The following is an 18,021-nucleotide window of genomic DNA, read 5'->3' as shown; positions in this document are numbered from 1 at the left end:
AGCGAGGGGCGGGACCCGGAAAAGGTGCCGCCCCTCTAAAAGCAGATATTCCCTCCCGCGGAACGCCGGGAGAGAACAGGTCTTACGCCGTCTTGATCCAGACGGCCTTCACGTTGAGATATTCCTCGACATGCTGCTTGCCGGACTCACGGCCGTAGCCGCTCATCTTGTAGCCGCCGAACGGCACGGCCGGGTCCATCGCCTGATAGCAGTTCACCCACACCGAGCCGGCGCGCAAGCTCTTCGCGACCGCATGGGCCTTGCTGACGTCGCGCGTCCACAGGCCGGAGCCGAGGCCGAACGTGGTGTTGTTGGCGCGCTTGACCAGCTCGTCCATGTCCTTGAACGCGATCGCGGAGATGACGGGGCCGAAGATCTCCTCCTGCGCGATGCGCATGTTGTCCTGAACGCCAGCGAACACCGTCGGCGAGACGAAGAAGCCCTTCGACAGCGCGCCTTCGGTGACGCGGCCGCCGCCGGCGAGCGCCTTCGCACCTTCCTTCTGGCCGATGTCGAGATAGCCGGTGACGCGCTCGAGCTGCTGCTCGGAGACCAGCGGGCCGATCTGGGTGTTGGGATCGAGCCCGTTGCCGACTTGGAGCTTCTTGCCGAACTCGGCGACGCGGCCGACGAACTCCTCGTAGATCGACTGCTCGACGAACAGGCGCGTGCCGGCGCTGCAGATCTGGCCGGAATTGGCGAACACCGCCATCGCGGCGCCGGGAACGGCGGCATCGAGATCGGCATCGGCGAACACGATGTCCGGCGACTTGCCGCCGAGCTCGAGCGAGACGCGCTTGAGGTTGCCGGCGGAGGCGCGGATGATCGACTGGCCCGTGACGTGCGAGCCGGTGAAGGCGACCTTGTCGACGTCAGGATGCGAGGCAAGCGCGGCGCCCGCGGTCTCGCCATAGCCGGGCACGACGTTGACGACGCCCGGCGGAATGCCGGCTTCCAGCGCGAGCTCGGCGATGCGCAGCGAGGTCAGCGGCGCTTCTTCCGCGGGCTTGAGCACCACGGTGCAGCCGGTCGCGATCGCCGGCCCGATCTTCCAGATCGTCGCGGTAAGCGGACCGTTCCAGGGAATGATCGCGCCGACGACGCCGATCGGCTCCTTCAGCGTATAGGAGAAGATCTCGCCGGGCAGCGAGTTCTCGATGGTCTCGCCATGGATCGCGGTGGTCTGGCCGGCATAGTAGCGCAGCATGCCGACAGCGCGCAGGCGATAGGCACGGGTGCGGCTGACCGGCGCGCCCATGTCGAGCGTGTCGAGCTGCGACAATTCGTCAAAGTTCTTCTCGACGAGATCGGCGAGCCTGAGCAGCAGGTTCTGCCGCTCGAACGGCTTGACCTTGCTCCAGGGACCTTCGAAGGCGCGGCGGGCAGCCGCGACCGCACGGTCGATGTCTTCCTTGTCGCCCTCCGCGACGGTTGCAAGCAGCTCGCCGGTGGCGGGATTGTGGGTCTCGAAGCGCTTGCCGGAAGCCGCATCGACCCACTTGCCGTCGATCAGCATCTGCTTGTAGGACCCGTTGGCGAACGGATGGCGCGTGATCGGAATAGCCTGCGACACAGCCATGGCTGCACTCCCTGTCAGGTGATTGATTGGTTCGATCTGGGCGGGATCGTTAGGTCGAAGAGAATACAGCGCTGCCGGAAAGGCGTAAAGTCAGCGTGGAACGAAGCCCTGCCATGCCGACTTGTGCAGGGTCGTGCGAGCGCCATGTTATAGCTCGGCCCAGCCCCCGCTCCGGAGACCAATCATGCCACATTCCGCCATCGTCAAAGACAATGTTGCCGTGATCACGGGTGGCGCATCCGGCATCGGACTGGCCGCCGCCACAGCCTTCGCGCGCGCCGGCATGAAGGTGTGCATCGCCGACGTCGATCAGGCACGCCTGGCGGAATCCGCAACAAAACTGTCATCGATCGCGTCCGCCACACATGTGATGACCTTCGCCGTCGATGTCGGCAAGGCCGAGAGCGTAGCGGAACTGGAGCGCGCCGTACGCGAGCGTTTTGGCGGCACCGACATCCTGATGAACAATGCCGGCATCCAGCCCGGCAGCACGCTGTTCGCCGAGCCGGACAATTGGCAGCGGATCATCGGCGTCAACATGTGGGGCATCATCAACGGCTCGCGGATCTTCGCGCCGAACATGATCGCGCGCGGCAAGGCCGGCCTCATCATCAACACCGGCTCCAAGCAAGGCATCACCACGCCGCCCGGCGATCCCGCCTACAACGTCTCCAAGGCCGGCGTGAAGGCGTTCACGGAAGCGCTCCAGCACGAGCTGCGCAACACCAAGGATTGCAAGATCACCGCGCATCTGTTGATCCCCGGCTTCGTCTTCACCGGCCTCACCGCGAAGGGCCGCACCGAAAAGCCGGCCGGCGCCTGGACGGCTGAGCAGACGGTCGATTTCATGCTGACGCGGCTGGAGGCCGGCGACTTCTATATCCTGTGCCCTGATAACGACGTCCCGCGGGCGCTGGACGAGAAGCGTATGCTGTGGGCCGCCGGCGACATCGTCGAGAACCGCCCGCCGCTGTCGCGCTGGCATCCGGATTACGCGGATGCGTTCAAGAGATTTGTGGACGGGGAGTAGACCGCGCCACCGAGGCCCAGAAGCAGCGCCGCTCAACAGGCGCAGTGCGAGCACCAAAGTTTGCACGCGGCACCATAGCCGCGCCCCGCCCTCGACACGACCAGAGGTTGCGGGTTATCCTCGATCCCCGGACCCATCGAATTCGAGGGCCGCCCGGCGCCTCTCGCTGCACTCTCAATGGGGTCCTCGACCGTTTGAGATTGTTTTTCGATTTTTGATTTCGATCCGAGGATTTCGATCATGCGCTCGATTTACGCACGGCTCAATCGCCGTTACGGCAGGAAGTTCATCGGCTTCGACCGTCAGAAGCTGGTCAGTTCGACACTCGCGAACGCCATGGTCGTCGCGGCGGCCACACCTCCCCGCGACATGCCACGCCCGGCGCGGGTGGCGCGACGGCCGCGTGTCACGATCGTCGGAGCGGGACTCGGCGGCCTGATGGCCGGCTACACGCTCGCCCATTGCTGCGACGTGACGATTTTCGAGGCGCGCGAACGCGTTGGCGGCCGCGTCTGGAGCAAGAACAAGGCGAGCGGCGTGGTCGAAGCGGGCGGTGAGCTGATCGGCTACAATCATCCGCTGTGGCTGGCCCTGGCGCGCCAGTTCCGGCTGGGCCTCTCGCTGTTCACGCTGGACTCGAATTTCGACGCGCTCGATCTCGACATGCCGATCTATCTCGACGGTCGAAAGATCTCGAATCCGTTCGCGCTCAAGACCCTGTTCGAGCAGATGGAGGTGGCCTTCGGGCGGATGGCAAAGCGCGCGCGGCACGTGCACAAGCATGCGCCCTGGCTCACCTCCGATGCCGACGCGCTGGATCAGCAGTCCATGGCGGACTGGATTCGGGGCGAACCTTGTTCGCGTCTCGCCAAGCTCGCGATGAAGGAGCAGTTCAGCAACGACGCGGGTCAGCCCGTCGAGAGACAGAGCCTGCTCGCCAATTTCGCCGTGGTCCATGGCGGCGCGCTCAAGGGACACCCAGCCGCCTTTTTCACCCAGACCGAGACGCTACGCTGCTCGGAGGGCAATCAAGCGCTGGCCGAGCACCTTGCCGAGGAAATCAGGAACGTCGGAGGAGTGGTCCATCTGTCCTCGCCTGTCGTCGCGATCGACATCGACAAGGAGGGCGTGACGATCACGCCGGAGGGGGCGGCCTTCCACCTCGCCGACTACGTCGTGCTTGCGATTCCGCCGAGCTTGTGGCCCGGCGGTCGCTTCGCGAAGATCGAGATCACGCCACAACTCACGTCCGACCATTACATCTCGATGGGAACGGCCGTGAAATACCTCAGTCCGGTCAAGCGCCGCTTCTGGATCGACCATGGGCTGGCACCGGCCGCGACTTCGAGCCGCTTCGGCGTCACCTGGGAAGGCACCGACAATCAGATCGCGCCGCGCGGGCGCGAGGTCGAGCTCAGCCTGTTCGCCGGCAGCAGACCGGCACAGCAAGCCCTTCGACAATGGGAGCGCGGCGGCAAGTCCGCCGTCGATGCATTCTACGCCTCGCGGATCGGCCAGGTCTATCGCGGCTATGAGGACAATCTGTCCCAGCCCCCCGACTTCATTCCGTGGCCCGCCGATCCCTGGACCGGTGCCGGCTATTCCTGTCCCGCGCCCGGCGAAGTCATGCGCGCCGGACCGCTGCTCAACAGCGCATTTCACAAGCGCATGTATTTTGCGGGCGAGCACACCTGCTTTGCCTATTACGGCTACATGGAAGGCGCGCTTCAGTCCGGCCTGAAGGCAGGTTCGGCGATCCTGAGGACGATCGCGCGCTCGGGCAGGCGCAAATCCGCCTGAAACCGTTACAGCGTCTCTTGCTTGTGCCCGCAATTCTTGCAGGCGAACTTAACGCGGCTCTGGCCTTTTTCCGCCTGGACCCGGTTCGGCGCGCCGCACTTGCCGCAGACGGCCTCGATGCGGGTCGTGCCCTGCTTGACGACGATGGTCTTCTTTTCCATCGATTCGCGGATCAGGCGCTCGGCCTCCTCACGCAGGGATTGTTTCGACAAAGCTCATCTCCGCCTCTGGAAAGCGCGAGAGCCATATCGCACCTGCGTTGGAATCTCAATGCGTGATGAGGATCGCGGACCCATCAACGTGTCATTCCGGGATGGTCCGGAGGACCAGACCCGGAATCTCGAGATTCCGGGTTCGATGCTTCGCATCGCCCCGGAATGACGGTGTGTGACTTCAGACCTCGACAATCACATAACTGTCTTCGACATGCACCGGAAACGTCTCGGCGACATACGGGCCCTTCTGGAGTTCCTCGCCGCGCTCCACCGCGACCGGATATGATCGGATCTTGACGCGTTTCGGGTCGAACCAGGACTGGCCGTTGCGCATGTCGAATTCCCAGCCGTGCCAGGGACAGCGCAGCATCTCGCCGACGCGCGAGCGCTCATAGACGCCCGGCTCCGGCGAGGTCAGCCGCGCCACGCAGGCCGCTTTCTCCAGCGGCGCGCCCTCGTGCGGGCAGCGGTTCAGCAGCGCGAAGAACTCGCCATTGACATGGAACACGACAATGTCACGCCCGGCGATATCGACGACCTTGTTGGCGCCGGGCGGGATCTCCGAGGTGGTGGCGACGATGTGACGAGCCATGTCCTCTCAAAACCTTCAGAACTTGTAGACCGCGCGGGCATTGCTGCTGAAGATCTTCTTCCGCTCGGCCTCGGTCAGCGGCGTCTTGAAGGCGAAGCGCGGATCGTCGAAGTCCCAATGCGGATAGTCCGACGAGAACAGCAGACGGTCGATGCCGACCCATTCGATCAGCGCGCGCAGATGTCGCGCCTCGTCGGGCTCGTCGATCGGCTGGGTCGTGAACCAGAAATGCTCCCGGACATATTCCGACGGCTTGCGCCTGAGGTGCGGCACTTCGCTGCGGAAGCGCTCAAAGTGCTGGTCCATGCGCCACACCGCCGACGGGATCCAGCCGAAGCCGCCCTCGATGAAGACGATCTTCAGTTTTGGAAACCGCTCCGGCACGCCCTCGATGACGAGGCTCGCAAGCTGCGCCGCGATGGTGTGCGCGTTCGACTGGTGCTCCTCGACATAATAAGACGGCCAGCCGCCGCCGGTTGGCGCGTGGCCACCATAACCGCCGACATGGATGCCGAGCGGCAGGTCGAGCGCCTGCGCGCGCTCGTAGATCGGCCAGTAGCGGCGGCGGCCGAGCGGCTCGTTGGCGCGCGGCGAGACGTTGATCTGGATGTATTCGCCGATCTTCGCACAGCGCTCGATCTCGGCGATGGCAAGGTCCACGCCATCCTGCCCGACCAGGATCGAGGCCTTCAGACGCGGATCGCGATGTGACCAGAACGCCAGCTGCCAGTCATTGATGGCGCGCTGGATCGCGGCGCCGAACTCGAGGTTCTGCTGCGAGAAGATGAAGAGGTCGAGCACCTGCAAAATGCCGAACTCGACGTCGAGCGGATCGAGATGCTGCTTCTGCATAAAGGCGAGATCGGAGCCGGGCGGCCCGCCGGTCGGCGGCCAGGCGTCGCGCCGCGCGATCAACGGCGAGGACCGCGGATAGGGCGTGGTAAAGAGATACGGCGTACGCAGATGGCTGCCATATTCCCGCAAATGCTGCTGCCAGCGCTTCGGCAGGAACTCGTTGAGATCGTCCGTCGAGCGCAGGCTTGGATGCACATCGCAATCAACGATGCGCAGCCGCGTCGCGGTGGGCTTTTCGTCGTCACGCAGCGGACGGTCGATGACCTCACTCATGCGATCCTCCTGAATTAGTTGGCGAGTGACAGCCGCGGAAACGTCTCCAGCGGATTGTCGACACACATCTTTGCGATGATGCTCTTCGGCAGATTCGGCGGGATCGGATCGTCGCCGTCGAACTGCCAGTGCGGATAGTCGGACGCGAACAGGAACATCTTCTCGGAGCCGATCTGGTCGATGATCTCCTCGACACTTCTGGCGTCGCCGGGCGCATCGAACGGCTGCATGGTGACGCGAAAATTCTCGCGGATGATCGCGGCCGGCTCGCGCTCGACCCACGGCACCTCGACACGCACGCCGCGCCAGGTCTTGTTGGCGCGCCACATGAAGGCCGGCAGCCAGCTCACGCCCGATTCCATCAGCACGACCTTGAGGTTCGGGAACTTGCCGAACACGCCCTCATAGATCAGGCTCAGGATCTGGGCCTGAAACGCCTGTGCCTCGACGAAGTAATATTCGTAGCGGTGCGACGGCCAGCCGGCCGAGCTCGGCGCCTGCCGGTATTGCGTGCCGGCATGGATCGCGAGCGGCAGCTTGTACTTCTCGGCGAGCTGGTAGACCGGCCAGAAATGCCGCCGTCCCAGCAGCGTCTCGCCCTGCGCCAGCACCAGGATGGAGACGAAACGGTTGTCGCCGGCGCGGCGCTCGATCTCCTCGATGGCGAGATCCGGCGCTTGCATCGGCACCACGATGGAAGCGCGCAGGCGCGGGTCGCGCGACAGCCATTCGGCGGCGATCCAGTCGTTGATCGCCTTGCAGAAGTCGGCCGCCATATAGGCGTCGAACACGGCCTGCGCACCGTAGAGCACGTTGAGGATGGCGTGGCTGGCACCGAGCTGCTCGAATGCGCCCTTCTGCACCATCGCGAGATCGGAGCCGGGCTTGGCGCCATTGGCCAGCCGCCAGTCGGCGCGGCCCGAAAACGGCATGCTCGGCGGATAGGAGGTGAGATCGAGTCCGTCGATGGCGCGGCTCACCACCTGCTCTTTCCAGTGATCGCTGAGATAGGGAAGCAGCGTCGTGCGTGTGCCACCAACCGCCGGGTGGATGTCGCAGTCGATCCGCGTCGCCGCCATGGAGCTTCCTCGCGCAGGTCTTATTGGCGGCGTTCTTTGTGCGCCGCATGCGCAGAGTGCCCCTGCCCGCTTCGGCGCGCAAGAGCGCACGCCCGCGTGATCCGTCATGGCTCGGTTGCATCTCGCAGGCGCGATATGAGGCGCGACGGCGCTAGACGATCAGCTGATCGACCGGCAACCGGAAATGTCGCGGCGATGTCGATGCCGAGGGGCGGCCGACGCGGAACACATTGACGAGACGCACTTCGTCACCGAGCCGCGCCATCGCGCGCAGCCCGTCATTGAAGGCGGGATGATCGGCCAGCGACGACATCGGACAGGCTTTGAGGCCCGCGCGATCGATCTCCAGCCATGCCCGATAGAAATGGCGGCCGCTCAGAAGCGGATCCTCGCCACGCGGGCGGCAGAACAGCATCATGGCCGCCGCCGATTGCGTCTTGGCATGGTCGGACAGCAGGGGCGCCGCGAGACCGAGCCTGTCGAGCAGCGGGAACAGCGGACCCAGCACGAGGCGGGCGCCGACCGCCTCGATCGCGTTCATCGCAAGCGCCTCGCGATTGAGGCCGCTTTGCAGATAGAGGGGATCATTCGGCGACAGCCGCATCCATGTCAGCAACTCGCGCCGGAAATCAGCCGCACGAATGAAGGACAGTTCGGCCTCGTCCGCCCAGGCCGCGATGTCCGCGACCTGTTTGCGGTCGCGGATGCAAACGAGATCGTCGCGTGAGGCCGTGAGCTGTGCGAGCGATGCCTCGTCCTGGGACGATGCGGCGAAAGTGCTGCGCCAAGACATCCGCCGTGGCGCGTTGTCCACCAGCGGATCGGAGGTAGCACCGCTGCCGATCGTTAGCCTGCACACCACCGCATGGGGTGAGGTGGATTTCTGATCATCAATCGCAACGTCGGCAATCGACAGTCCACGCCGATTGAGCGCGAGGCTCATCCCCTCCAGCGCCGCGCCGTGCGAAACGCGCACATCGTGGCCGGTGGGATCGGCGACGGGTGCCCGCACCGTGGTGTCGTCGACCAGCGCCAGCCGGCCGTCGGCGAGCATCTGCCAGCGCGTCGGCTGAATGTTGTGAATGCTCGGCGCCAGCCGCGCCTCCGCGACGAGCTCGCGCAACAGATCCGGCGTCAGGAGGCTCATGACGCCGCCAACGGCTTGGTGAACAGATGCAGCCGGTGCAGCGGCCTGGCGCCGACCTTCTCGGCCTGACGCAACGAGGCGCCGTTGACGTCGGCGATCCAGGTTCCGCCGAGCGTGCGGTAGCCGGCCTCGCGCAGCGCCAGCGCGGTGCGATAGAGCATCGCGCCGTTGAGCCCGCGATTATGCAAATCGCGGCAGACCGACTGGTAGATCAGGACGGCGCGGGTGTTGCTGAAGCGGTGCTTCAGGAAACGAAACGGCGCCGACAGTCCGATCCGGCCCCCGACCGACTTCACCAGCGGATTGAGATCGGGGATCGCGATGATGGCGCCGGCCGGGCGGCCGCGGTGATAGACCACGGTCGAGATCCGTTTGTCGATGACCCACATCATATCGCCGGCCTGGAACAGATATTCGGCGGCTGTCGGCGGCACGAACATGGGGTTCTCGGCAAAGCCGTCATTGAGGATCAGGCGGGCGTCCTCGAGGCGCACCTTGAACGCGGAGCGTTTGATCGGCTGCCAGACGAAATCGGTGTCAGCGAGCACCGCGCGCTGCTTGTCGCCGAGCAGCTGCTCCGGCTGGCCCTGGTCCAGCGCGATCTCGAACGTCGTCATCGGGAAGACCGCCTTGTAGCCGGCGCGCGCGAGATGACGGGCGATGTGCGGCGCGCTCCACATCATGTCGGTGAAGGGCGCCTTGTCGAATCCATCTGTCATCACGCCGATCTGTTGCATCGCCGTGAGATTGAAATTGCCTGATATCGCCGTCATGCCGCGCTCGGTGAGCCAGCGTTCCGCCGCATGCAGCAGCGCATCCGCGACCTCGCCATCGTCGACGCAGTCGAAGAACCCGAACGCGCCGTCGCGCGTGCCATGCTTGCGATTGGAGGCGTCGTGGATCGAAGCAGCGATCCGCCCCATTGGCCTCCCGTCGCGATGCGCGGAGAACAGCGCGTAGCGGCCATGTCCCTCGGTGATGAAGGGATTCTTGGCGCGATCGAACATCCGGTCGAAATCGCTCCACAGCGGCGGCACGTAGGGACTGTCCGCGCCATAGGCATTCAGCGCAGCATCGAATGCGGCCCTGCGGTCGCCCTCGCGAATCTCCAGCGTCATGCGGCCTCTGGTGTGAGGGTGAGCAGCCGCTGCACCAGGGTGAGCGCCGTTTCGGTGGCGGGATCGGCCGAGGTAACGGGCACCGCCAGCGCGATCAGCTCGATCGGATCCTGCCCCAGCGCAATCACATGGGTGGCGCTGTGCGCCGTCATCAGCGACGTCATGCGCTCGACCGCAGGATGGGTGAGCGCCAGTCCCCACGGCGCCTCGGAACGGCGCAGCACGCGCGACGTCACCAGGAGCTCATGGAGCAGCGGCGGATCGTAAGGGGCGAGGTCGACGGCGCGAAAGCGCCGCGCGCTCTCGAAGATCGGATGGCGCGCGAGCTCGGCAATCAGCTCGGCGCGCGTCTGCGCGGGGGATCCGGCCATGGAGTTAAGCAGGCCCGGCTCCTGCGATTCGAACAGGGCTCGAAGCGCGTCGGTCATCATGCCGATGGTGAGCACGCCGGCCACTGCGACCGCGCAGAACCGGATCACCTGCGCCGCATCGACGTCCCCTGCCATGAAGGCGGCGGCAATGCCGAGCAGGGCCGAGCTCGCTAGCCGCACCGTCATCAGCGTCAGCCCGTGCCGCCGCGTCTCCGCGCCGCCGCCAGCGATCAGCATGACCGCGACCGTGAGCAGCGCGCCAAGTGCGCCGAGCCGAACCGGAATGTCCGGCCACAGCGTGCGGAAATCGGTGAGGATGAAGGGCAGCACCAGCAGCGCGCCGACGGCGAGCCGCCCGATGCTGCGGTTTTCGGAACCCATCAGCTCTGTCCGGTCGCGCCGCGCCAGCAGCAGGCCGCAGGTCACGAAGCCCACGAGCTGCAACAGCGCCAGCGCAATCGCGTAGGGTTTTGCGAACTGCTCGAGGCCGAGCGCGCCGCCGAGCCCCAGCACCACGGCGCCGGCGAGCGCGGCGATCTTCACCGCGCGCGGCGCATGCCGCCGCAAGATGCCTTCGGTCACGATCAGCGCGCCGAGCGGGATCAGCGCGGCCGGCAGCACCGACAGGCGATCGAGCAAGACGCTGCCGGTCCACCACGCTGCACCGCGGATCAGGAACAGCGAGGCAATCACGCCGAGTGCGACCAGCAGCCGGTGCGTCAGCGGGCTGCGGGGATCGCGCCGGTAGAACGTCATCATGGCCACGGCAAGGCCGATGGCGCCGCACAGATTGACGATGGAATCGGCGATCGCCCCCGCGCTCATTTGCCACCCGCAAGTTCGGCGATGGCGCGGCGGACCAGCGGGCGCATCAGCGCGGCCACGATGGCATTGCGCGGCTTCTCGATCGCGGGCCGGTGCGGATTGAGGAACCAGCCGCGGCAATCGGTGCCCGACTTGCGGCCAATGATGAGCGCGATGGCCTCATAGGCCATCAACATGCCGGTCGAGATCACCATGGGCGCGAACGACATCCGGCTGCGCCGCCCGGCGGCGACCTCGCCCGCGATCTCGAGATCGACATAGTTGCGCGAGGACGAATGCAGCATCACGTGCTCGATCTCGGCGAGCATCGCCGCGCGCCGATCGGCCTCGCTGATGTCGCGCCAGTCCTTGTTCCGCGTCGGATAATTCAGCCGCTCTTCGGGCCTCGGATCATCCGGGCGCACCACGATGACCGACGGCAGCGGCGACATGTAGGCGTCGATCACGGTGGCCGCCGCATCCCGCGCCGTTCGATAGAGGTGCACGCCGGCCGCGATGTCGTCCATGCCGTTGACGATCACGGGACAACGCTCGGCGATGCCGGAGAGCTCGCTGGTCCAGCTTTCGCCGAGCACGTCGATCTCGATGGTCGGATTGATGCGCCTCGCCGCCTCCGCGGCGACGTCGGCCTTCTCGCGGCCGACCTCGTCGGCGAAGGCAAACACCTGGCGGTTCAGGTTCGAGACCTCGAACCGGTCGATGTCGGCGATCACGAACTTGCCGACGCCGGCGCGTGCGAGCGCCATGAAGGCCGCGCCGCCCATGCCGCCGACGCCACAGACGAACACGCGCGCCTGCCGCAGCAATTGCTGCTCGCGCTCATCGATGAAGCCGAGATTGCGGCCGGTGAAGGAATAATAGTCGAAATTCATCGCCCGCCCTCTGCATCGCTACGGCGCGGCCTCAGCGAGCCATACGCGCGGGTATCGTCCAGCCAGTAGACCAAAGGCAGCACCAGCCGTTGCAGCGCGAGCATCGCCGACGCTGCGAGCAGCGCCGGCAGCGAGCCATGCGGCACCTCGCTCAGGACGTAGCGCCGCGCGCCGGCGAGATCGATGCGGCCGAGCTGGAGCACGTCGTCACCGCGCGCGTAGTCCAGCTCACGCTCACAGAAATCGTTGTAGATGGTGTTGCGGTGCTTCGGCGCGGACTCAAATGTCTTCTTCAACGCGTCCGAACCGCCGGTATAGGCGTTGGTAATGATCGAGCGCGCCTCGTCAAAACCCGCTTCCTCGCCGACGCCGAACACGGCGCGGTGACGGGCCAGAATGCCGCGGGCGAGCTGCAGATGCGCAAAGCTCTGGTGCGCGCCGGGCAGCGGCGACGGATACACATCCGAGAAAGTATCGCTGACCATGCCGACCACCGACGGCACCTGGGTGACGTTCGAGATCCATTTCGGACGGAGCCCATCGCGGGCAAACAGCACCAAAGCCGTCAGTCCGTAGAGCACCCAGGACAGGCCCTGCCCGCGGACGTCAGGGTCGACCATCACGAGCCCGAGATGGGTGACCTCGACCGGCCGGCCGTCGAGCGCGACGTTCATGACCGACAGCGCGTTGAAGGCGATCGGGCGCCCGCTCTCCTCCTCGCAGATCAGCGTGACGATGGCGCGCGCCAGCCGCTCCGGCTCGCCTGAGAAGATGCCGTAGGTCAGGCTGTCCTGCGGCAGCGTCTTGGCCGCGACGATGCGAAGCTGGTCGACGAGCGTATCGAGCTCCGCGCGAGGCAGCGACAGCCCCGGCGATTCGATGATCCGTGTGCGCAGTCCCGGAGATGTTCGCAAGCTGAGATCGATGGTCGGCTGCGACAGCGCGCCGAGCCAGAAGCCGGCCTGTCCGCGCAACCTGGCGGCTATTGCACCGAGCTTCGCAAAACCCTTCTTCGCGCGCGGTGCCGATTCGCCGTTTTCCAGAGACGCCATCTGCCTGCCCTCGATCGGGCGATCTGTGCGCTCGCACGTATTAAGGAGCGATAAGCTCAACCTGGCGCTGTCGCCCCAGGGTAAATGAAACCTTCAGAGGCACCCGACAATTTCCCTTGCGGCGCGGGAGCAGCGGAGCACATTGCTCCGCCACTCTTGCTCGTTGCCGGGTTCAAGCCGCTGTCTCAAGCCGCCTTGGAGACCTCCATCAGCAGACGCTCGGCCTTGGCATCCTCGATACGGTTCATCAGCCGACTGCTCTCGTGATTGTCGCGCACGGTCTTGGTCAGGGTGACGCAGGTCTGGATCAGCATCACGATGCCCATGGTGAGATAGCCCTTCATCCAGAGGTCGATCGGCAGGAAGAAGACGCCGAGCGCAACGAGGAAGGCGGAGGCTGCGAAGGACGCGTAAGTGAAGGTCACCCAGGCGCCGCTGTGGGGTTGGCCGTTCTGGTTCATGATGGTCTCCTGTTGGTTCGAATGATGATGGGGTTTGAGAGATCGGGTTCGAGATCAGGCAGTCGGGGTGCGCTTGGACTTCAACCGCGCCAGCACGTCGTCCGCGGTCGTCTTGAGCCGGGGGCCAAAGCCCTGCTCGGCGAGTTTCTCGGCGGTCGCGAGCGGACCGGTGGCCGCATCGAGCACGACCAGCGCATCGTCCGCGGCCTGGGCTTCCAACTGCCGCTCGCGCAGGCGCCGCAAGGTGCTCTCCGCTTCCGGCAGCGTGGATTCGTAAGGGCGTGCTGCCTCGATACCGCTGCGGCGAAGCGAGCGCACCGCTTCCGAAGCGCGGGCGACGCGACGGCCGCGGTCGAGCTCGGTGATGCGGGCCTGCGCATTCGCCACATGCCGCTTCAGCCGAACGATCTCGGTCGCGAACAGTGCGCGGGCCGTCATCGCCGCATCGCGGTCGGCCTCGAGCCCTGCGATGGCTTCGGCCGCTTCCTTGGCGAGATCCTCGCGGCCGCCATCGAGCGCCGCAACCGCGCGCGTCTCGAGATCGGCGATACGGGCGACGGTCGCCTCGAGCTTGCGGCCTTCCTGCTGGTCCTGGGCGATCGCCAGCGCCAGCGTCCGCTTGCTGCGCTCGACGGCCGCGGCCGCATCGCGCATCTGCTGGTCGAGGATCAGAAGGGCCGTCCGGTCCTCCAGCTCCTCGCCCGCGGCGGCCACGCTGCCGCGGAAAAGTGTCACTACGGTCTTGAACATTGGCTGCTCCCTGTTATGAGCGTTGCTCACAGGCGCTTTGTAGCACATCTTGAGCGTCGCTCAAGATAAATTTGAGCAACGCTCACAACTTTGGTTAACAAATGTCTAAAGCCTTGGAACGTCGAGAGAAACTTCGGGCCGACCTGATCCTGGCGGCAGAACGGACGATCGCAAGCCGCGGGTTGGCCGGCCTGAAAACCCGCGATCTCGCCCGCGAGATCGGCTGCGCCAATGGCGCGGTCTACAATCTCGTGGCCGATGTGGACGAGCTGATCCTGCGCGTCGGCTCGCGCACGCTGCTTCGCCTCGACGAAGCACTCAGCGCGGCGGAGAGCGCGGGCGAGCCATCGCCGCAGGAGACGTTGGTTCGCATCGCGATTGCCTATTGCGATTTCGCCGCGGAGAATCTCGAACTCTGGCGCGCGCTGTTCGAGCACCGCATGGAGGCCGACAAGGCCGTGCCCGACTGGTCGATCGACGACCAGATGCAGCTGTTCCGCCACATCTACCAGCCGCTGGCCGTCCTGTTTCCAAAGCGCAGCCCCGAGGAGCTCGGCATCACCGCACGCAGCCTGTTCTCGGCCGTGCATGGCATGGTGGCGCTGGGGCTGGAGCAGAAGCTGGTCGCAGTTCCCCTGCCGGCGCTGCGCAAGGAGATCGCGGGCCTCGTGCGTGCGATGATCGACGGGATGATCGCGCGGGCGGCGTAGAGAGTGCGCGGCAAAACGACCGGCTGACTAAAATTTCGCCTGTCGCATCGCGCACGCCGCCCTTAGCCTTCGTGGCGGAACGTCCCCTTGTCTCGCTCCGGAGTCTCCCATGCCCCTCCTCATCCGCGGCGGCACGGTCGTCAATCACGATCATTCGCGCCGCGCGGACGTGCTGATCGACGGCAAGACGATCGTGGCGATGGGTACGTCGCTCGAGGCCCCCACTGGCGCCGAAATCATCGACGCCGGCGGCGCCTACGTCATGCCGGGCGGAATCGATCCGCACACCCATCTCGAGATGCCGTTCATGGGCACGGTGACCGCCGACGATTTCGAATCGGGAACGAAGGCGGCGCTCGCCGGCGGCACCACGATGGTGGTGGATTTCTGCCTGCCCGATCCCGGCCAGTCGATGCTCGCGGCCTATCAGGAGTGGCGGCACAAATCCGAGAAGGCGGTGACCGACTACGGCTTCCACATGGCGGTGACGTCTTGGTCGAAGCAGATCCATGACGAGATGGAGACCGTGGTCAAAACCTACGGGATCAACACCTTCAAGCATTTCATGGCCTACAAGGGCGCGCTGATGGTGAACGACGACGAGCTCTACAACTCGTTCGCGCGCTGCGCCCATCTCGGCGCCATGCCCGTGGTCCATGCGGAGAACGGCGACGTGGTCGCGTTGATGCAGGATGCGCTGATCGCGCGCGGCGTCACCGGCCCCGAAGGCCACGCCTATTCGCGGCCCCCGGAGGTCGAGGGCGAAGCCACCAACCGCGCCATCATGATCGCTGATATGACGGGCACGCCAGTCTATATCGTGCACACCAGCTGCCGTGAGGCGCATGAGGCGATCGCGCGGGCGCGCGCGGCGGGCAAGCGCGTCTATGGCGAGCCGCTGATCCAGCATCTGCTGCTGGATGCCGATGAATACCAGAACAAGGACTGGGATCATTCCGCGCAGCGCGTGATGTCGCCGCCGTTCCGCGACAAGTCGCACCAGGAAAGTCTTTGGGCCGGCCTGCAGGCCGGCTCGCTCCAGGTGGTCGCGACCGACCACTGTGCCTTCACCACGGAGCAGAAGCGGTTCGGGCTCGGCGATTTCAGGAAGATCCCGAACGGCACCGGCGGCCTCGAAGACCGACTGGGGCTGCTCTGGACCGCGGGCGTCGCCACGGGACGGCTGACCAAGGAGGAGTTCGTCGCGGTCACCTCGGCCAACATCGCCCGCATCCTCAACATCTATCCGCGCAAGGGCGCGGTCGCGGTCGGCTCGGATGCCGATGTCGTGGTGTGGGATCCGAAGGCGAGCAAGACCATCAGCGCGAAGCGGCAGCTGAGCCGGATCGACTACAACGTGTTCGAGGGCTTTTCCTGCACCGGCGGTGCCGCGGTGACGCTGTCGCGGGGCCGCATCGTCTGGAAGGATGGCGATCTGCGCGCCGAGGCGGGCGATGGCCGCTATGTGGAGCGGCCCGCCTTCTCGCCGGTGCATGTGGCGAATTCGACATGGAAGGAATTGACCGCTCCGCGCGCGGTCGCACGCGGAGCCGTGACGCCGTAGTTGCTCAAGCCGCCTTACCGGCCCGCAACCGGTCGAGCACCGGCAGCAGCTCGGACGGATCGGGGCGGTGGGTGTAGTCCGGGTTCACCTCGGCATAGGCGATGATGCCGTCTCCGCCGATGACGTAGCGCGCGGGCATCGGCAGCACCCAGGACGGATCATCGTTGAACGTCGGCAGATCGTTCTTGAATGACTTGTAGAGCGAGACGAGAGCTTCCGGCAGTGCGAAGCGAATGCCGAAGGCGTCGGCGATTTCGCTCCTGACGTCGCTCAGGATCGGGAACGACAGCTTGTTGTCGCGCTGCGACTTGCGGCTGTTCGGGGCGGTCTGCGGCGAGATCGCAACGAGGCTGGCGCCGCGCGCAGCGATCTCCGGCAGCGCCTCCTGGAGCGCCTGGAGCTCGAGGTTGCAGTAGGGGCACCAGACGCCGCGATAGAACGACACGACCAGCGGTCCCTTCGCGAGCAGATCGCGCGAGGACACCGGCTTGCCGTCGGGATCCATCAGGGTGAATTCCGGCGCGACATCGCCGGCCTTCTTCGCGCGCTGCGCCTGGCCGCTGGCGATCAGTTCGGCGGTGGCGCGGTGCATGGTGTCCAGCGCCTCCTTCGTCGGTTTGATCGGAAAGCGGCCGCCTTCGAAATCGGCTTTGAAGGCGTCGAGTCTGTCTTGCAGGGCCATGGGAAACTCCATCGGTTGCTGTGGCCCGCTCTAATTGGATTATTTGAAAACGAATGGGTATACGGTCCATATGGACAACATTTATCTGGATTTCAAATGAGTGACCGATTGCAGGAACTGGCCGTGTTCGTCCGTGCGGCGGAGAGCGGCAGCTTTTCACAGGCGGCACGCGAGCTGGCCCTGTCGCAGCCCTCGGTGTCGCGCATCATCGGCGAATTGGAAACACGTCTCGGCGTCAAGTTGTTGCTGCGGACCACACGGCGCATCACCGTCACAGATGCCGGTGCGCTGTTCCTGACCCGCGCGCGCGAAGTGCTGGCCGATATCGAGGATGCCGAGGACGCAGCGCGCGGCGTCGACTCGCTTCGCGGCACGCTGCGCATCACGATGCCGATCGTCTACGGCACGAGGCACATTATTCCGCGCCTGCCGAAATTCCTTGATGCGCATCCCATGCTGCGCGTCGAGCTGTCGGTTGCCGACGAGCGGCATAATCTCGTCGTGGAAGGCACCGACGTCGCGATCAGGCTCGGCCCGCTGAGCGACTCCGGCTTTGGCGCACGGAAGCTTGCGACCCTGCCGCGCTTTCTCGTCGCATCGCCGTCCTATCTGGCCAAACGCGGCACGCCGAAGACGCCGGCCGATCTCGCCTCGCATGATTGCATCTTCGGTCCCGGCCTGTTCGGCCACACCACGTGGTCGTTCACCCGCAACGGTGCCGAGACCTCGGTCGATGTCCGCGGCCGCATCACCACCGATTCCGGCCCCGGCGTGTTCGCGACCGTGCTGGCCGGGCTCGGCATCGCGATGACCTCGCCGGTGATGGCCGGTCCCGAGATCAAGGCGGGCGCGCTGATTCCCGTGTTGAAGAGCTACAAGCTTGCGCCGGTCGACGTCTACGCCGTGTTCCCGGCGGGTCCGCGCCCCTCGACCAAGGTGCGTGCGCTGGTCGATTTCCTGGCGGAGGAGTTGAGATAGGCCAGAAGCGGATGCGACGTCGTGAAGCGCGGCTGATGGCATGCGCCTTGCCTCTTTGTATCGCAGAT

The 18,021-nt window shown here is 65.5% G+C and carries 18 protein-coding genes; 5 read left to right on the top strand and 13 right to left on the bottom strand.

All coding sequences use genetic code 11. The features are described 5' to 3' along the window. Positions 1-82: 82 nt before the first annotated feature. A complete protein-coding gene (locus BRAGE_RS0143825; protein WP_027562962.1) occupies positions 83-1,579 on the bottom strand; it encodes an aldehyde dehydrogenase family protein in 1,497 nt (498 codons plus the stop codon). Positions 1,580-1,763: 184 nt separating this feature from the next. Between BRAGE_RS0143825 and BRAGE_RS0143820 the strand changes: the two genes are divergently transcribed. Together BRAGE_RS0143820 and BRAGE_RS0143815 are read left to right on the top strand one after the other, a co-directional pair. Then, positions 1,764-2,609, top strand: coding sequence for an SDR family NAD(P)-dependent oxidoreductase (locus tag BRAGE_RS0143820; protein WP_027562961.1), 846 nt, complete (start codon positions 1,764-1,766; stop codon positions 2,607-2,609). 240 nt (positions 2,610-2,849) lie between these two features. After that, positions 2,850-4,409 carry a flavin monoamine oxidase family protein gene (locus tag BRAGE_RS0143815; RefSeq protein WP_027562960.1) on the top strand — a complete coding sequence of 520 codons (1,560 nt, stop codon included), beginning with the start codon at positions 2,850-2,852 and terminating at the stop codon, positions 4,407-4,409. 5 nt (positions 4,410-4,414) lie between these two features. Here BRAGE_RS0143815 and BRAGE_RS0143810 read toward each other — a convergent pair whose 3' ends face one another. The 11 genes from BRAGE_RS0143810 to BRAGE_RS0143755 form a co-directional block, all read right to left on the bottom strand. Next, on the bottom strand, positions 4,415-4,621 hold the full coding sequence (locus BRAGE_RS0143810) for a hypothetical protein (RefSeq protein ID WP_027562959.1): 207 nt from the start codon (positions 4,619-4,621) through the stop codon (positions 4,415-4,417). A 181-nt stretch (positions 4,622-4,802) separates the two neighbouring features. Further along, positions 4,803-5,216 carry a Rieske (2Fe-2S) protein gene (locus tag BRAGE_RS0143800; protein ID WP_027562958.1) on the bottom strand — a complete coding sequence of 138 codons (414 nt, stop codon included), beginning with the start codon at positions 5,214-5,216 and terminating at the stop codon, positions 4,803-4,805. A gap of 15 nt (positions 5,217-5,231) precedes the next feature. Continuing rightward, positions 5,232-6,344 carry an amidohydrolase family protein gene (locus BRAGE_RS0143795; protein ID WP_027562957.1) on the bottom strand — a complete coding sequence of 371 codons (1,113 nt, stop codon included), beginning with the start codon at positions 6,342-6,344 and terminating at the stop codon, positions 5,232-5,234. Between the two features lie 14 nt (positions 6,345-6,358). Continuing rightward, complete coding sequence (locus BRAGE_RS0143790) at positions 6,359-7,423, bottom strand: amidohydrolase family protein (RefSeq protein ID WP_027562956.1); 1,065 nt, start codon at positions 7,421-7,423, stop codon at positions 6,359-6,361. 151 nt (positions 7,424-7,574) lie between these two features. After that, positions 7,575-8,570 (bottom strand): hypothetical protein, encoded by a 996-nt coding sequence (locus BRAGE_RS0143785; protein WP_027562955.1) that lies wholly within the window; start codon positions 8,568-8,570, stop codon positions 7,575-7,577. Then, positions 8,567-9,688 (bottom strand): hypothetical protein, encoded by a 1,122-nt coding sequence (locus BRAGE_RS0143780; RefSeq protein ID WP_027562954.1) that lies wholly within the window; start codon positions 9,686-9,688, stop codon positions 8,567-8,569. Before BRAGE_RS0143780 ends, BRAGE_RS0143785 begins: the two co-directional genes overlap by 4 nt. Then, the gene (locus tag BRAGE_RS0143775; RefSeq protein WP_027562953.1) at positions 9,685-10,884 is read right to left on the bottom strand and encodes a hypothetical protein; all 1,200 of its coding nucleotides are present in this window, start codon (positions 10,882-10,884) and stop codon (positions 9,685-9,687) included. Before BRAGE_RS0143775 ends, BRAGE_RS0143780 begins: the two co-directional genes overlap by 4 nt. After that, positions 10,881-11,756 (bottom strand): HesA/MoeB/ThiF family protein, encoded by an 876-nt coding sequence (locus BRAGE_RS0143770; RefSeq protein WP_027562952.1) that lies wholly within the window; start codon positions 11,754-11,756, stop codon positions 10,881-10,883. The genes BRAGE_RS0143775 and BRAGE_RS0143770 overlap by 4 nt, the downstream gene beginning before the upstream one ends. Continuing rightward, positions 11,753-12,808 (bottom strand): hypothetical protein, encoded by a 1,056-nt coding sequence (locus BRAGE_RS0143765; RefSeq protein WP_051378335.1) that lies wholly within the window; start codon positions 12,806-12,808, stop codon positions 11,753-11,755. The genes BRAGE_RS0143770 and BRAGE_RS0143765 overlap by 4 nt, the downstream gene beginning before the upstream one ends. Positions 12,809-12,993: 185 nt before the next feature. Continuing rightward, the gene (locus tag BRAGE_RS0143760; protein WP_027562950.1) at positions 12,994-13,269 is read right to left on the bottom strand and encodes a YiaA/YiaB family inner membrane protein; all 276 of its coding nucleotides are present in this window, start codon (positions 13,267-13,269) and stop codon (positions 12,994-12,996) included. Positions 13,270-13,323: 54 nt separating this feature from the next. Continuing rightward, positions 13,324-14,019 (bottom strand): PspA/IM30 family protein, encoded by a 696-nt coding sequence (locus BRAGE_RS0143755; protein WP_027562949.1) that lies wholly within the window; start codon positions 14,017-14,019, stop codon positions 13,324-13,326. Between the two features lie 101 nt (positions 14,020-14,120). Here BRAGE_RS0143755 and BRAGE_RS0143750 point away from each other — a divergent pair, with 101 nt between their 5' ends. Together BRAGE_RS0143750 and hydA are read left to right on the top strand one after the other, a co-directional pair. Further along, positions 14,121-14,729, top strand: coding sequence for a TetR/AcrR family transcriptional regulator (locus BRAGE_RS0143750; RefSeq protein ID WP_027562948.1), 609 nt, complete (start codon positions 14,121-14,123; stop codon positions 14,727-14,729). 109 nt (positions 14,730-14,838) lie between these two features. Further along, positions 14,839-16,293 (top strand): dihydropyrimidinase, encoded by a 1,455-nt coding sequence (gene hydA, locus BRAGE_RS0143745; RefSeq protein ID WP_027562947.1) that lies wholly within the window; start codon positions 14,839-14,841, stop codon positions 16,291-16,293. 4 nt (positions 16,294-16,297) lie between these two features. Here hydA and BRAGE_RS0143740 read toward each other — a convergent pair whose 3' ends face one another. Then, complete coding sequence (locus tag BRAGE_RS0143740; RefSeq protein WP_027562946.1) at positions 16,298-16,975, bottom strand: peroxiredoxin-like family protein; 678 nt, start codon at positions 16,973-16,975, stop codon at positions 16,298-16,300. Positions 16,976-17,071: 96 nt separating this feature from the next. Here BRAGE_RS0143740 and BRAGE_RS0143735 point away from each other — a divergent pair, with 96 nt between their 5' ends. Further along, complete coding sequence (locus tag BRAGE_RS0143735) at positions 17,072-17,953, top strand: LysR family transcriptional regulator (protein WP_027562945.1); 882 nt, start codon at positions 17,072-17,074, stop codon at positions 17,951-17,953. Positions 17,954-18,021: the final 68 nt, after the last annotated feature.

It is taken from the genome of Bradyrhizobium genosp. SA-4 str. CB756 (genome assembly GCF_000473125.1).
GTDB lineage: Bacteria > Pseudomonadota > Alphaproteobacteria > Rhizobiales > Xanthobacteraceae > Bradyrhizobium > Bradyrhizobium arachidis.
The sequence above is the reverse complement of the archived record's forward strand: the minus strand, read 5'-3'. Positions and strand labels throughout refer to the sequence as shown.

Coding starts and splice junctions, on each gene's coding strand:
- BRAGE_RS0143820 (WP_027562961.1), top strand. CDS start 1,764: ATGCCACATTCCGCCATCGTCAAAGACAATGTTGCCGTGATCACGGGT.
- BRAGE_RS0143780 (WP_027562954.1), bottom strand. CDS start 9,688: ATGACGCTGGAGATTCGCGAGGGCGACCGCAGGGCCGCATTCGATGCT.
- BRAGE_RS0143775 (WP_027562953.1), bottom strand. CDS start 10,884: ATGAGCGCGGGGGCGATCGCCGATTCCATCGTCAATCTGTGCGGCGCC.
- BRAGE_RS0143735 (WP_027562945.1), top strand. CDS start 17,072: ATGAGTGACCGATTGCAGGAACTGGCCGTGTTCGTCCGTGCGGCGGAG.
- BRAGE_RS0143740 (WP_027562946.1), bottom strand. CDS start 16,975: ATGGCCCTGCAAGACAGACTCGACGCCTTCAAAGCCGATTTCGAAGGC.
- BRAGE_RS0143825 (WP_027562962.1), bottom strand. CDS start 1,579: ATGGCTGTGTCGCAGGCTATTCCGATCACGCGCCATCCGTTCGCCAAC.
- BRAGE_RS0143770 (WP_027562952.1), bottom strand. CDS start 11,756: ATGAATTTCGACTATTATTCCTTCACCGGCCGCAATCTCGGCTTCATC.
- BRAGE_RS0143785 (WP_027562955.1), bottom strand. CDS start 8,570: ATGAGCCTCCTGACGCCGGATCTGTTGCGCGAGCTCGTCGCGGAGGCG.
- BRAGE_RS0143765 (WP_051378335.1), bottom strand. CDS start 12,808: ATGGCGTCTCTGGAAAACGGCGAATCGGCACCGCGCGCGAAGAAGGGT.
- BRAGE_RS0143750 (WP_027562948.1), top strand. CDS start 14,121: ATGTCTAAAGCCTTGGAACGTCGAGAGAAACTTCGGGCCGACCTGATC.
- BRAGE_RS0143800 (WP_027562958.1), bottom strand. CDS start 5,216: ATGGCTCGTCACATCGTCGCCACCACCTCGGAGATCCCGCCCGGCGCC.
- BRAGE_RS0143760 (WP_027562950.1), bottom strand. CDS start 13,269: ATGAACCAGAACGGCCAACCCCACAGCGGCGCCTGGGTGACCTTCACT.
- BRAGE_RS0143790 (WP_027562956.1), bottom strand. CDS start 7,423: ATGGCGGCGACGCGGATCGACTGCGACATCCACCCGGCGGTTGGTGGC.
- BRAGE_RS0143795 (WP_027562957.1), bottom strand. CDS start 6,344: ATGAGTGAGGTCATCGACCGTCCGCTGCGTGACGACGAAAAGCCCACC.
- BRAGE_RS0143755 (WP_027562949.1), bottom strand. CDS start 14,019: ATGTTCAAGACCGTAGTGACACTTTTCCGCGGCAGCGTGGCCGCCGCG.
- BRAGE_RS0143815 (WP_027562960.1), top strand. CDS start 2,850: ATGCGCTCGATTTACGCACGGCTCAATCGCCGTTACGGCAGGAAGTTC.
- hydA (WP_027562947.1), top strand. CDS start 14,839: ATGCCCCTCCTCATCCGCGGCGGCACGGTCGTCAATCACGATCATTCG.